The following is a 12,715-nucleotide window of genomic DNA, read 5'->3' as shown; positions in this document are numbered from 1 at the left end:
ACTCGGCGTCCGGCTCCCATGGGTGAGGCTTTCCAGCGCACTGGCGCACTTTCAGGGGCCCGACGCCACGCCGGCCTGAACAGGAGACAACGATGACTGCAGGCGAAGCCGGTCGAGCCGGAGTGCGAAAACTGTTGCAGCGCACGGGGATTGTCGAAGAATCCACCACGCCGCTGGCGACCGATTCGGAGGCGGTCACCCGGCTGCTCAAAGCGCAATGGTTCACCCAGCGCCTCGATGCCCTGGCCGACGAACTGGGCCGCGATCCCGAGAGCGTGCGGGTGGAGGCGGCCGGTTACCTGCGTGAGGTGGCGGCCTCGCTGGACGATCGCGCCGTCCACGCCTGGCGCCGGTTCAGCCGCTGGCTGATGCGGGCCTACGACGTGCTGGTCGACGAGGACCAGATCGCCGGCCTGCGCAAACTGGATCGCAAGGCCACGCTGGCGTTCGCGTTCTCGCACCGCTCGTATCTGGACGGCATGCTGCTGCCCGAGGAGATCGCCGCCAACCGGCTCTCGGCGGCGTTCACCTTCGGCGGGGCGAACCTGAACTTCTTCCCGATGGGCCCCTTCGCCAAGCGCACCGGGACGATCTTCATCCGCCGCCAGACCAAGGACATCCCGATCTACCGGTTCGTGCTGCGCGCCTACACCGCCCAACTCGTCCAGGACCACACCAACCTGACCTGGTCGATCGAGGGCGGTCGCACCCGCACCGGCAAGCTGCGTCCCCCGGTGTTCGGCATCCTGCGCTATCTCACCGACGCCGTCGACGAAATCGACGGTCCCGAAGTGTATTTGGTGCCGACCTCCATTGTGTACGACCAGCTGCACGAGGTGGAGGCGATGACCACCGAGGCCTACGGCGCCACCAAGCGCCCGGAGGACCTGCGGTTTCTGGTCCGGCTGTCCCGCCAGCAGGGCGAGCGGCTGGGCCGCGCCTATCTGGACTTCGGCGAGCCATTGCCACTGCGCAAGCGGCTCGAGGAACTGCGGGCCGACCCGTCGGGCACCGAGACCGTCGTGGAACGCATCGCGCTGGACGTCGAACACCGGATCAACCGCGCCACCCCCGTCACGCCCACCGCCGTGGTGAGCCTGGCGCTGCTCGGTGCCGACCGGTCGCTGTCCATCAGCGAGGTGCTGGCCACGGTGCGGCCGCTGGCCAGCTACATCGCCGCCCGCGACTGGGCGGTGGCCGGGGCAGCGGACCTGACGAACAAGTCGCTGATCCGCTGGACCCTGCACCAGATGGTGGCCTCCGGCGTAGTGAGCGTGTACGACGCCGGCACCGAGGCGGTGTGGGGGATTGGCGCCGACCAGCATCTGGTGGCGGCGTTCTACCGCAACACCGCGATCCACATCCTGGTCGACCGCGCCATCGCCGAGCTGGCGCTGTTGGCGGCCTCAGAGGATGCGGCTGACGGCCTGGTGGCACCTTCGGCGGTACGAGACGAGGCACTGCGGTTGCGGGAGTTGCTGAAGTTCGAATTCCTGTTCTCCGGGCGTGCGCAATTCGAGCGGGAGCTCGCCGACGAGGTGCGGTTGATCGGGCCGGTGGACACCAGCAAGGAGGTGAGCGCGGCCGAGGTGGGTCGGTTGCTGGAGTCTGCTGATCTGCTGCTGGCGCATCTGGTGCTGCGGCCGTTCCTGGACGCCTACCACATCGTCGCCGACCGGCTGGCCGCGCTCGAGGACGAGCCGCTGGAGGAGGACAGGTTCCTGACCGAGTGCCTCGAGGTGGGCAAGCAGTGGGAGCTGCAACGGCGCATCGCCAACGCCGAATCCCGGTCGATGGAGTTGTTCAAGACCGCGCTGCGGCTGGCCCGGCACCGCGAACTCATCGATGGTGCCGATCAAGCCGACCTGGCCAAGCGCCGGCAGGAGTTCGCCGACGAGATCGCCACCGCGGCCCGACGCGTCAACGTGATCGCCGAGATCGCCAGGCGCCAGACCTTCGGGGTGTAACACCGGCGCGCGCATAAAGTGGTCGGCATGCCATTAAAAGGGGAGTACGAGCCCAGCCCGTGGGAATTCGCCAGAGAACAAGCCGAGAAATACATCGAGTCCGGCGGCGCGCAGGCCGCCGACATGAAGGGCATGCCGATCATCGTGTTGACCACCGTCGGCGCGAAATCGGGCAAGCTCCGCAAGACCCCGCTGATGCGGGTCGAACACGACGGCGAGTACGCGGTGGTCGCCTCGCTCGGCGGTGCCCCGAAAAACCCGGTCTGGTACTACAACATCAAGAAGAATCCCCGGGTCGAGTTGCAGGACGGCTCGGTCACCCGCGACTACGACGCCCGCGAGGTGTTCGGCGACGAAAAGGCCACCTGGTGGGAGCGTGCCGTGCAGGCGTTTCCGGACTACGCCGACTACCAGGAGAAGACGGACCGCCAGATCCCGGTGTTCGTACTCACACCGGTAAATTGACTTTCGGGCAAATTCGGCGGTCAAGTCCGGCGGCGACTGGGTAGGGTCTGCGGCAAGGTAGCCCCAAGGAGGTCCCGATGAAGAAAATGCTGGGTGCACTGTTGACCGTCGGAGCCCTTGCTCTGGCGCCGCTGGCAGCCACGCCGGCCGCTCGCGCCGACATCTGTGCCGGCGCCGACGGCCGCCACGTCGCCGTCGGTGGCTGTACCAACATCGCCGGCGACGTCGCCGCAGGCGCCGCGATCGCCGCGTCGGACCACCCGTACGTCCTGGGCGAGCAACCCTGCTACACCGTCGAAGGTGTTCCGTACTTCACTCCTCCTGGCGATCCCTGCTGAGCGACTGAGCCCACCACGCGTGGCACCATTGACCGGTGTCCGCCGAACTGAGCACCAGCCCGTCGCTGCCGCCGCTGTCCGCGGCCGACATCGAGGCGGCGGCGAAGCGGATAGCGCCGGTGGTGACGCCCACGCCGCTGCAGCACAGCGACCGGTTGTCGGAGATCACCGGCGCCGAGGTCTTCCTCAAACGCGAAGACCTGCAGATCGTGCGGTCCTACAAGCTGCGCGGCGCCTACAACCTGCTGGTACAGCTGTCCGACGAGGAGCTGGCCGCCGGCGTGGTGTGTTCCTCGGCCGGTAATCACGCGCAGGGCTTCGCCTACGCCTGCCGGTCGCTCGGCGTGCACGGCCGCGTGTATGTGCCGGCCAAGACGCCGAAGCAGAAGCGGGACCGGATCCGCTATCACGGCGGGGGAATTCATCGAGCTGATCGTCGGCGGGTCCACCTACGACCGGGCCGCCGAGGCTGCGCGCGACGACGTGGCGCGCACCGGCGCGACGCTGGTGCCGCCCTACGACGACCTGCGCACCATGGCCGGTCAGGGCACCATCGCCCTGGAGATCCTGGATGCGCTGGACGTCGAGCCCGATCTGGTCGTGGTCCCGGTCGGCGGGGGCGGTTGCATCGCCGGCATCACCACCTATCTGGCCGAACGGACCACCGGCACTTCGGTTCTGGGGATCGAGCCGGCCGGGGCCGCCGCGATGATGGCCGCGCTGGCGGCGGGTGAGCCGGTGACGCTGGATCACGTCGACCAGTTCGTCGACGGCGCCGCGGTGGCCCGCGCGGGCACGCTGCCGTACGCCGCACTGGCCGCCGCCGGCGACATGGTGTCGATTACGACGGTCGACGAGGGTGCGGTGTGCACCGCGATGCTCGACCTGTATCAGAACGAAGGCATCATCGCCGAGCCGGCCGGCGCGCTGTCGGTGGCCGGGCTGCTGGAAGCGCAGGTCGAGCCCGGGTCCACGGTGGTGTGCCTGATCTCGGGCGGCAACAACGATGTCTCCCGCTACGGCGAGGTGCAGGAGCGGTCACTGGTGCACCTGGGCCTCAAGCATTACTTCCTGGTGGATTTCCCGCAGGAACCCGGTGCGCTGCGGCGGTTCCTCGCCGAGGTGCTCGGCCCCAACGACGACATCACGCTGTTCGAGTACGTCAAGCGCAACAACCGCGAGACCGGCGAGGCGCTGGTCGGCATTCAGCTTGGTTCGGCGGCGGACCTCGACGGGCTGCTGAACCGGATGCGGACCACCGACATGCACGTCGAAACGCTGCTGCCGGGTTCGCCGGCCTACCGGTATCTGCTGCTGTAGCCGATTGGCTCGCGGGTCAACGCAAATAAGCGGGCAGCGGGAGGTCGCAGTCGCCGTCGGGGACCGGTGTCCCGGCCGTCAGCGCCAGCGGCACCACCCCGGCCCAATGCGGAAGGGCCAGGTCCTCCGGGTCGTCGGCGACGCCGCCGTCGCGCACCTTGGCCGAGACCTCGACCAGGTCGAGGGCGAGCACCGCAGTGGCCGCCAGCTCGCGGGCGTTCGGTGGCCGGCAGTCCGCGGCGCGGCCGGGCCGGATGTGGTCGAGCAGCGCACCAAGCGCCCGGGCCTTCTCGGCCGGGTCGGCGACGATGCGGGCGGTGCCCAGCGCCACCACCGAGCGGTAGTTCAGCGAGTGGTGCATCGCCGAGCGGGCCAGCACCAACGCGTCGACGAGCGTGACGGTCACACAGATCCGCAACCCGGACAGGCGGGCAGCCAGCATCGGGCCGCTGCCCGAGGAGCCGTGCAGGTAGAGGGTCTCGTCGAGGCGGGCGTGGGTGGTTGGCAACACCACCGGTCGGCCGTCCCGGACATAACCGAGGTGGCAGATCAGCGACTCGTCCAGGATGCGGTGGACGGTGTCGCGGTCGTAGCGCGCACGCTCCCGGTAGCGGGTCGGCGTCGTAGCAGGGGTGGGTAGATACCCGGTCATGCACTTGCCTTTTCATTTGTACTAGTACATAATGATCGATGTGCCAGTACAATACAGCATATCCGGGACGGGTGCGGAGTCGATAGCCGCCAGCGTCGAAGAGGGCATCTCGCAAGGTGCCCTGGCGCCCGGTGACGCGCTGCCGTCGATCCGCGAGGTCGCCACCGAACTCGGGGTGAACGCCAACACCGTGGCCAACGCCTACCGGCTGCTGCGCGATCGCGGCGCGATCGAAACCGCGGGACGCCGCGGCACCCGGGTCCGGCATCGGCCGGCAACCACATCCAGGTCGCTGCTCGGTATCGAGGTGCCGGAGGGGGCGCGCGACCTGTCCAGCGGCAACCCCGACCCCAAGCTGCTGCCGATCGGCGCCGCGCAGGTGGCCCCGCCCCCCGGAGCTCCGGTGCTGTACGGGAAGCCGGCGATGTCGACCGAATTGGTCGACCACGCCCGGGCCGTGCTGACCGCGGACGGCGTCCCCGCCGATCACCTGGCGGTGACCAGCGGCGCACTGGACGGAATCGAACGCGTGCTCACCGCCCACCTGCGCCCGGGGGACCGCGTCGCCGTCGAAGATCCCGGCTGGGCGAATCTGCTGGATCTCATTGCCGCCCTTGGCCTTTCCGCCGAACCGGTGCAGGTCGACGACGACGGGCCGGTGGTCCTGAGCATGGCACGCGCCCTGCGCCGCGGGGTGCGGGCGGTCATCGTCACCAGCCGCGCCCAGAACCCGACCGGAGCCGCGCTGTCCAAGGACCGCGCCCGCGCATTGCGCAGCCTGTTGGCCAGCAAGAACGACGACGTGCTGGTGATCGAGGACGACCATTGCGCCGGGATCGCCGGCGTTGCGCTGCACCCGCTGGCCGGTGCGACACGACGCTGGGCGTTCGTGCGCTCGACGTCGAAGGCGTACGGACCCGATCTGCGGCTGGCCGTGGTGGCCGGGGATCGTCGCACCATCGACCGGGTGCACGGACGGCTGCGGCTGGGGCCGGGGTGGGTGAGTCACCTGCTGCAGGACCTTGCGGTGCGGCTGTGGTTGGACCCCGAGGTGACCCGACTGGTGGTCGCGGCGGGAGATCGGTACGCCAACCGTCGCCACGCCCTGCGCGACGCGCTGGCCGAGCGTGACGTGGCCGCGCACGGCCGGTCCGGCCTCAACGTGTGGATACCGGTCGCCGACGAAACCGCCACCATCACCCGACTGCTGCAGGCGGGCTGGGCCGCGGCGGCGGGAACCCGGTTCCGCATCGACGCGCCGCCGGGGGTTCGCGTCACCATCGCGGATCTGAGCCTCGACGAGATCGAACCGCTGGCCGACGCCATCGCCGCCGCCGTGCACGGCACCGGGCGCCCCAGCGTGTGACTCACCGGGTGGTGAGCAGCCACACGAATACGAACGCGTAAAGGGCGAAGTGGGTGAGCGAGAGCGTCAGGCCGGCGATCGCGACCCGGCGTCCCGCGTCGTTGCGCGTCTGGTGCACGGCGTTGATCGCCACCGGGACGGTGACCAGCCAGCAGGGAATGAACAGGACGAAATACTGCAGGATGCCGCAGACCAGACTGACGACGGCGAGGCCGTTGATCTTCGGGCGCTCGATCGAGTAGCCGGGCGCTGCCAGTTGCGGTGCGATCATCGTCATGCCGGTAGCGTCGTGCACCGCGCTTGGCAGATCCTTGGCGCAGTCTCCCGGCTCCGACGGGCTAGCCTCGGCATCCGTGATCGTGCTGCTACCGCCGTCGGAAACCAAGCGGGGCGGGGGCGACGGCCCGGCTCTGAGCCTGGAGCAGCTCGGCAATCCCTCGTTGGGCTCGCTGCGGTCTGCGCTGATCGGCGAACTCGTCGCTCTCGCGTCCGATCCAGCGGCGTGCCGGACAGCGCTGGGCATCTCTGCCTCGCAGGTCGCCGAGATCGAGCGCAACGCCGCGCTCCGCACCGCGCCGACGCTGCCGGCCATCCGCCGCTACACCGGCGTGCTCTACGACGCGCTGGACATCGATTCGCTGCGCGGCGCCGAGGCAACGCGTGCCGGCGCCCGGCTGATGATCGGTTCGGCTTTGTTCGGGTTGCTGCGCGCCGACGACCTGGTGCCGGCGTATCGGCTTTCCGCCACGTCGAAACTGCCGGGGAAACCCACGTTGGCCGCCCGGTGGCGGCCGCTGTTGGAACCGTTGCTCGCTGAGTTGGCCGCCGAGGATTTGATCGTCGATCTCCGCTCGGGCTCGTATGCGGCGTTGGGGGGCGTACCCAGCGCGGTCCGGGTGAACGTGGTGGCCGAGCAACCCGATGGCCGACGGAGTGTGATCACTCACTTCAACAAGGCGCACAAGGGCCGGCTGGCCCGCGTGCTGGCCGGCACCCGGGCCGAGCCCGACAGCGCGGCCGGTGTCGCCGCCCTCGCCCGTCGGGCTGGAATGTGTGTGGAGCGCAAGGGAAATGAGTTAACCGTCGTCGTTGCGACGGGATAACCCAGGGGCGACTGGTGTATGTTAGGTGTATGTCGCGCACCAATATCGACATCGACGACGAACTCGCCGCCGAGGTGATGCGTCGGTTCGGCCTGCGCACCAAGAGGGCCGCCGTCGATCTCGCGCTGCGTCGACTGGTGGGTTCGCCGTTGAATCGCGAGTTCCTGCTCGAGCTCGAAGGTGTCGGCTGGGAAGGCGACCTCGACGATCTCCGCGACGATCGGCCAGACCAGCTCCGGTGATCCTCATCGACACCTCCGCGTGGGTCGAGTACTTTCGGGCCAGCGGATCAGCCGCTGCTCACGAGGTGCGCCGGCTGATCTCTGACCACGCCGACCAGCTCGCGATGTGCGAGCCGGTGGCTATGGAAATCCTTTGCGGCGCAACCGATGACAACGCACAGGCAAAACTCGAGCGGTTGGTCAACGGCCTACCCTCACTGCCCGTCGACAACGCCATCGATTTCCGAGCCGCGGCGGAGGTCTATCGCTCCGCCCGGCGAGTCGGCGCAACGATTCGCAGCATCACCGACTGCCTGATCGCCGCGGTGGCTATCCGCCATGGCGCTACGGTAATGCACCGCGACGCGGACTTCGACGTCATCGCACGCATCACCCGCCTCGACGCGCAATCGCTGCGCTGAGACTGCGCTCCGCAATCTGCGGGGACTGGGTGCACCGATTTTCGCCCGTGGCGCAACACCGTTGACCCATATCAAGACACTTGATATCAAGGTACTTGATGCCTAGGTGTGCAGATCGCAGGCCGGTTGGCACGAAGGAGAGTGCGAAATGAACTTTGGTGGATTTTCCGGCGGCCCCGACTGGGGTGGCGCAGGTTTCGGCTTCGGATCCGGCCCCGGCGGACACGGCGGGTGCGGCGGGCACGGACACGGTTCCGGCTTCGGTGAGCACGGTTTCGGGGGTGGCCGACTCAAGCGGGCCGCGTTCGGCACTGCCACCCTGCTTCTCGACGGGCCGGCCGACGCCGCCCAGGTGGTACAGCGCGTCACCGAAGCCACCGATGGTGCCTTCAGCCCACCCCAGGAAGTGGCCGAGATTGCGATCGGACTGCTGGCGGCCCGCGGCTTCGTAACCGTCGACAACGGTGTCGCCACTTTGACCGACCTCGGCAAGAACATCTTGGCCTGGCGTGGCGTCACCAGCGAGACCGCGCATGCGATGTTCAGGCGGATGGGCAAGTTCGCCGAAGTCATCAAAATCCGCGCCGGCATGAAAGAAATCGCCGGCATGGCACGAACCATCATGATGACGGGCACCGAGGAGCAGAAGTCGACCCTCGCGGAGGTACGGGCCAACCTCAGCGCCGCAGTCGCCGAAGCCAAGCGGACGTTGCACAGGACGCTCGGCGAAAGCTGACCTGCATGTGGTGGGGAGCGAAAGACCAAGTCTTTCCGCTCCTCACCACACCCGAGTCAGGACGTGGTGATCGTTGGGGTCCGGGCGCCGATCACTGCGACAGTCGCCTATCCACGGCGCAGGATCGCCACCGAATGCCCGGGTAACCGGGTGGCCGCGGCGCCGATGTCGGGTGTATCCCAGGCCAGCACCAGCTCGCCGGTTACCGGTACAGCCACCGCGTCGGCCCCGAGATTGCAGGCGATCGCCAGCGTGTTGCGCCGCAACATAATCCAGCGCTGCGCTTCGTCATAGTCGACGACGAGGTGCCCAAGCCAGGGGTCGGCCAGGTCTGGTTCGTTGTGCCGCAACGCGATCAGATCACGGTAGAACTGCAACAGCCGCGCGTGCTCGCCGGCCTCGAGCTCGGACCAGTCCAGTTTGGAACGCTGGAAGGTCTGCGGGTCCTGCGGGTCGGGAATGTCCTCGGCATCCCAGCCGTGTTCGGCGAACTCCGCCCGGCGGCCGTCGCGGGTGGCCTGGGCCAACTCGGGCTCGGGATGGGAACTGAAGAACTGGAACGGGGTCGAGGCCCCCCACTCCTCACCCATGAAAAGCATTGTGGTGTAAGGGGAGCCGAGTACCAGCGCCGCTTTGACGGCGAGTTGTCCGGCGTCCAGGTTCTGCGACGGGCGATCGCCCAGGGCGCGATTGCCGACCTGGTCGTGGGTGCAGGTGTAGGCCAGCAGCCTGGTCGCCGGCACCCGGGTGGTGTCCAACGGCCGGCCATGCCGGCGGCGCCGGAACGACGAATACGTGCCTGCGTGGAAGAAGCCGTGGCGCAACGTCTGATCCAGTGCGGCGAGCGATCCGAAGTCGCGGTAATAGCCCTGCCGCTCGCCGGACACGGCGGTGTGGACGGCATGGTGAATGTCGTCGTCCCACTGGGCGGTCAAGCCGTAGCCGCCGGCGTCGCGCGGCAGGATCAGCCGCTGATCGTTCAGGTCGCTTTCGGCGACCAATGCCAGCGGACGGCCCAATTGCTGTGCCAGCCGGTCGGTCTCGGTGGCCATCTCCTCGAGGATGTGCACGGCGGTGGTGTCCACCAGCGCATGCACCGCGTCCAGTCGCAGGCCGTCGGCGTGGAAGTCTCGCATCCAGCGCAACGCGCAGCCGATGATGTAGCGGCGCACCTCGTCGGAGTCGGCGTCGGCGATGTTGATGCCCTCACCCCAGGGGTTGCTGCCCGAGGACAGATACGGGCCGAACCGGGGCAGATAGTTGCCCGACGGCCCGAGGTGGTTGAACACCGCGTCGATCAACACGCCCAAACCCTTTGCGTGGCAGGCGTCGACGAGCCGTACCAGTCCGTCCGGGCCGCCGTAGGGCTCGTGCACGCTGTACCACAGCACCCCGTCGTAGCCCCAGCCGTGGGTGCCGGCGAAGGAGTTCACCGGCATCAGCTCGACGAAGTCGACACCGAGATCGACCAGGTAGTCCAGTTTTTCGGTAGCGGAGTCGAAGGTGCCGGCGGCGGTGAAGGTGCCGATGTGCAGTTCGTAGATGACCGCGCCCTCGACGGATCGTCCAGCCCAGTCCCCGTCGGTCCAGGCGGCCGCAGCGGGATCCCACAACTGTGACCGTTCGTGCACGCCGTCGGGCTGGCGCGCCGAGCGCGGGTCGGGCAGTACGGTGGGATCGTCGTCGAGCAGGAAGCCGTAGCGGGCGTCGGCGGGCGCGTCGGCGGTCGTGTGCCACCAGCCGTCGTCGGAGCGGGTCATGGCGTGCACCGCGCCCTCGACATCCAGGCGCACCAACTCGGGTTTGGGCGCCCACACCCGAAATTCAGCCACGATCGCGCTCCAGCAGTACCACCGGCAGATCGGAGAACAGTTGTGCGGCCGAAGTAGGTCCGCTGGCCATGGCGCCGGTCAGCCGATCGGTCCAGGACCCCTCGGGCAGCGGCAGTACCGTGTCACCCCAGCCCGTCTCGGCAAGGCGCACCGTCCAGCGGGTGACCGCAACCAGGATGTCGGGACCGCGCCGAAACGCCAGCACATGATCGGCGGCCTGCCCGGCGGCCGGCACCGGCACGTAGTCGCCGTGCAAGAAGTCGTCCGGCCGGGCCCGCCGCAGCCGCAGCGCGGTGGTGACGACCCGAATCTTGGGATGCTGCAACTCTTTCAAAGCCGACCGGCGGGCGGCGTAGTCGACTTCGCGGCGGTTGTCCGGGTCCACCAGGCTGTCGTCCCATACCTCGGTGCCCTGATAGACGTCGGGGATGCCGGGCACCGTCAGCGCCAGCAGCTTCTGGCCCAGCGCATCGCTGGCGGCGTGCGGGTTGAGCTGTCCGACCAGCTGAGTCAGCTCGCCGGCCACCGGGCCGTCCAGCACGGTGTCGATCCAGCGGTGCACGGCGTCCTCGAACTCGGTGTCCGGGTCGTTCCAGGTGGTGTGCCACGCGGCCTCGCGGATGGCCTTCTCGGCGTAGCCGTGCAGCCGCTGTCGTAGCGAATCGTCGACCTGGCCGCTGACCGGCCAGACGCCGAAGATGTTCTGCCAGAGGAACTGTCCGGTAGCGGGGTCGGGCGAGGGTGCGTGGGTCTCCCAGCGCGAGACGAACTCGGCCCACAACGACGGAACCTGTGACAGCACCCCGATGCGGGCCCGCACGTCCTCGCCGCGCTTGGTGTCGTGGGTGGTCAGCGTCGTCATGGCGGCCGGCCACAACCGGGCGCGGGTGGCCGCGCTCTGATGGAACTCCGCGGCGCCGACACCGAAGCGGTGCGGCTCGCCGCCGACCTCGTTGAGCGACACCAGCCGCGCGTCGCGGTAGAACAGGCAGTCCTCCACCGCCTTGGCGGTCACCGCCCCACACAGTTGCTGCAGCCGGGTGGCCGGCTCGCCGCCGCGAGCCAGCGCGGTCGCCAGCACCTGCAGGGCGGGTCCGTATTCCGGTTGCGCCGCTTCGGTTTCGGCCAGAGCGGTGGGCAGGATCGCGGCCAGGCCGCGGTAGTCGCTGCGGTAGACATCGATGTGGGTCAACAGGGCCGCGACCGCCTCCGGCAGCGACGGGTCGTCGGCGCCCGCGGCGGCCACGATGCTGCGGTGCAGCCGAGCCAGCTCACTGGCCAGCGTTTCGGTCGCGGCCCGGATTTTCAGCTCGGACAACATGTTCGGCATCGCCGCATAGTCGAGGCCGACGGATTGGACCAGAGCGGTGAGCGCCGGTGCGCCCGAGGGGTCGACGAACAGGCCGCCCACTTCCCGCAGCACGTCGTAGCCGGTGGTCCCGGCGACCGGCAGGGTCGGTTCCAGGGCCTCGTCGACGGCCAGGATCTTCTCGATCACGATCCACGCCTGTGGTCCCACCAGCTCCCGCAGCCACTCCAAATAGCCTGCCGGATCGGACAATCCGTCTGGGTGATCGATCCGCACACCGTCGACCAGGCCGTCGCGCACCCAGCGGCCCACCTCGGCGTGGCTGGCGTCGAACACCGCGCGGTCCTCCTGGCGAAGTCCCGCCAGCGAGGTGATGGAGAAGAAGCGGCGGTAACCACACACCCCGTTGCGCCAGCCGACCAACCGGTAATGCTGGCGGTCGTGCACCTCGGGTCCGCTGCCGGCTCCGGTGCCGGGCGCGATCGGCAGCGCCAGATCACCCAGTCGCAGCAGGTCGACGTCGGCGCTCAGATCGGCGACATCGTCGTCGGACCCCAACAGCGGCAACACGATTCGCCCGGCATCGTCCAGCGACCAGTCGATGTCGAAGAAGTCCGCGTACCGGGAGTCCCGCCCGTGCCGCAGCACATCCCACCACCAGGCGTTCTGCTCGGGCTTGTCGATGCCCACGTGATTGGGCACCACGTCGACAACCAGGCCCATGCCCCGCTCCCGCGCCGCGGCCGCCAACCCGGCCAGCGCCTCGGGGCCGCCGAGTTCGCTCGACACCGTGGTGGGGTCGGTGACGTCGTAGCCGTGCGAGGATCCCTCCACCGCGGTCAGGATGGGGGACAGGTACAGGTGCGACACCCCGAGGTCGTCGAGATAGTCCAGCAGGCCCTCGGCGTCGGCAAGAGTGAACGCAAAACCACTGGACGCGCCACGAAGCTGCAACCGGTAGGTTGACGTTATCGGAAAAGCCAT

Annotated in this window: 13 protein-coding genes and 1 pseudogene; 9 read left to right on the top strand and 5 right to left on the bottom strand. The window is 68.7% G+C overall.

Annotated elements, in window-relative coordinates; translation table 11 throughout:
• The first annotated feature begins 92 nt into the window (after window positions 1-92).
• The 3 genes from L6444_RS16215 to L6444_RS16205 all read left to right on the top strand — a co-directional run bounded on the left by L6444_RS16215 (window position 93) and on the right by L6444_RS16205 (window position 2,770).
• A complete protein-coding gene (locus L6444_RS16215; protein ID WP_236975487.1) occupies window positions 93-1,967 on the top strand; it encodes a lysophospholipid acyltransferase in 1,875 nt (624 codons plus the stop codon).
• A 27-nt stretch (window positions 1,968-1,994) separates the two neighbouring features.
• Window positions 1,995-2,432: a nitroreductase family deazaflavin-dependent oxidoreductase gene (locus L6444_RS16210; protein ID WP_236975485.1), complete on the top strand. Its 438-nt coding sequence runs from the start codon at window positions 1,995-1,997 to the stop codon at window positions 2,430-2,432.
• Window positions 2,433-2,509: 77 nt separating this feature from the next.
• The gene (locus L6444_RS16205) at window positions 2,510-2,770 is read left to right on the top strand and encodes a hypothetical protein (protein WP_236975483.1); all 261 of its coding nucleotides are present in this window, start codon (window positions 2,510-2,512) and stop codon (window positions 2,768-2,770) included.
• Here the strand turns inward: L6444_RS16205 and L6444_RS16200 are convergent.
• Window positions 2,745-2,960, bottom strand: a complete 216-nt coding sequence (locus L6444_RS16200; RefSeq protein WP_236984641.1) for a hypothetical protein — start codon at window positions 2,958-2,960, stop codon at window positions 2,745-2,747. The genes L6444_RS16205 and L6444_RS16200 overlap by 26 nt on opposite strands.
• On the opposite strand from L6444_RS16200, the pseudogene ilvA reads away from it, so the two are divergent.
• Window positions 2,860-4,090: pseudogene (ilvA, locus tag L6444_RS16195) on the top strand (threonine ammonia-lyase). The gene L6444_RS16200 and the pseudogene ilvA overlap by 101 nt on opposite strands.
• Before the next feature lie 16 nt (window positions 4,091-4,106).
• Here ilvA and L6444_RS16190 read toward each other — a convergent pair.
• Window positions 4,107-4,742: a pyridoxamine 5'-phosphate oxidase family protein gene (locus L6444_RS16190; RefSeq protein WP_236975480.1), complete on the bottom strand. Its 636-nt coding sequence runs from the start codon at window positions 4,740-4,742 to the stop codon at window positions 4,107-4,109.
• A gap of 40 nt (window positions 4,743-4,782) precedes the next feature.
• Between L6444_RS16190 and L6444_RS16185 the strand changes: the two genes are divergently transcribed.
• A complete protein-coding gene (locus L6444_RS16185) occupies window positions 4,783-6,108 on the top strand; it encodes an aminotransferase class I/II-fold pyridoxal phosphate-dependent enzyme (RefSeq protein WP_236975478.1) in 1,326 nt (441 codons plus the stop codon).
• A gap of 1 nt (window position 6,109) precedes the next feature.
• On the opposite strand, the gene L6444_RS16180 is transcribed toward L6444_RS16185, so the two are convergent.
• Window positions 6,110-6,385, bottom strand: a complete 276-nt coding sequence (locus tag L6444_RS16180) for a DUF4190 domain-containing protein (protein ID WP_236975470.1) — start codon at window positions 6,383-6,385, stop codon at window positions 6,110-6,112.
• 76 nt (window positions 6,386-6,461) lie between these two features.
• Here L6444_RS16180 and yaaA point away from each other — a divergent pair, with 76 nt between their 5' ends.
• The 4 genes from yaaA to L6444_RS16160 all read left to right on the top strand — a co-directional run bounded on the left by yaaA (window position 6,462) and on the right by L6444_RS16160 (window position 8,590).
• Complete coding sequence (gene yaaA / locus L6444_RS16175) at window positions 6,462-7,211, top strand: peroxide stress protein YaaA (protein WP_236975468.1); 750 nt, start codon at window positions 6,462-6,464, stop codon at window positions 7,209-7,211.
• 29 nt (window positions 7,212-7,240) lie between these two features.
• Window positions 7,241-7,453 (top strand): type II toxin-antitoxin system VapB family antitoxin, encoded by a 213-nt coding sequence (locus L6444_RS16170; RefSeq protein WP_236975466.1) that lies wholly within the window; start codon window positions 7,241-7,243, stop codon window positions 7,451-7,453.
• Complete coding sequence (vapC, locus tag L6444_RS16165) at window positions 7,450-7,854, top strand: type II toxin-antitoxin system VapC family toxin (protein ID WP_236975464.1); 405 nt, start codon at window positions 7,450-7,452, stop codon at window positions 7,852-7,854. Before L6444_RS16170 ends, vapC begins: the two co-directional genes overlap by 4 nt.
• 148 nt (window positions 7,855-8,002) lie before the next feature.
• The gene (locus tag L6444_RS16160) at window positions 8,003-8,590 is read left to right on the top strand and encodes a hypothetical protein (RefSeq protein ID WP_236975462.1); all 588 of its coding nucleotides are present in this window, start codon (window positions 8,003-8,005) and stop codon (window positions 8,588-8,590) included.
• Between the two features lie 107 nt (window positions 8,591-8,697).
• Here the strand turns inward: L6444_RS16160 and treZ are convergent, their stop codons facing one another.
• Both treZ and treY read right to left on the bottom strand, forming a co-directional pair.
• Complete coding sequence (treZ, locus tag L6444_RS16155) at window positions 8,698-10,422, bottom strand: malto-oligosyltrehalose trehalohydrolase (protein ID WP_236975460.1); 1,725 nt, start codon at window positions 10,420-10,422, stop codon at window positions 8,698-8,700.
• Window positions 10,415-12,715, bottom strand: a complete 2,301-nt coding sequence (treY, locus tag L6444_RS16150; RefSeq protein WP_236975451.1) for a malto-oligosyltrehalose synthase — start codon at window positions 12,713-12,715, stop codon at window positions 10,415-10,417. The genes treZ and treY overlap by 8 nt, the downstream gene beginning before the upstream one ends.

Source organism: Mycobacterium kiyosense, from assembly GCA_021654635.1.
GTDB lineage: Bacteria > Actinomycetota > Actinomycetes > Mycobacteriales > Mycobacteriaceae > Mycobacterium > Mycobacterium kiyosense.
Note: the sequence above shows the minus strand (reverse complement) of the source record. Positions and strands in the feature narration are given on the sequence as shown.

What these genes read in the sequence shown, in the direction of transcription:
- L6444_RS16215 (WP_236975487.1), top strand. Translation starts at nt 93, where the DNA reads ATGACTGCAGGCGAAGCCGGTCGAGCCGGAGTGCGAAAACTGTTGCAG.
- L6444_RS16210 (WP_236975485.1), top strand. Translation starts at nt 1,995, where the DNA reads ATGCCATTAAAAGGGGAGTACGAGCCCAGCCCGTGGGAATTCGCCAGA.
- L6444_RS16205 (WP_236975483.1), top strand. Translation starts at nt 2,510, where the DNA reads ATGAAGAAAATGCTGGGTGCACTGTTGACCGTCGGAGCCCTTGCTCTG.
- L6444_RS16190 (WP_236975480.1), bottom strand. Translation starts at nt 4,742, where the DNA reads ATGACCGGGTATCTACCCACCCCTGCTACGACGCCGACCCGCTACCGG.
- L6444_RS16180 (WP_236975470.1), bottom strand. Translation starts at nt 6,385, where the DNA reads ATGACGATGATCGCACCGCAACTGGCAGCGCCCGGCTACTCGATCGAG.
- L6444_RS16170 (WP_236975466.1), top strand. Translation starts at nt 7,241, where the DNA reads ATGTCGCGCACCAATATCGACATCGACGACGAACTCGCCGCCGAGGTG.
- L6444_RS16160 (WP_236975462.1), top strand. Translation starts at nt 8,003, where the DNA reads ATGAACTTTGGTGGATTTTCCGGCGGCCCCGACTGGGGTGGCGCAGGT.
- treY (WP_236975451.1), bottom strand. Translation starts at nt 12,715, where the DNA reads ATGGCTTTTCCGATAACGTCAACCTACCGGTTGCAGCTTCGTGGCGCG.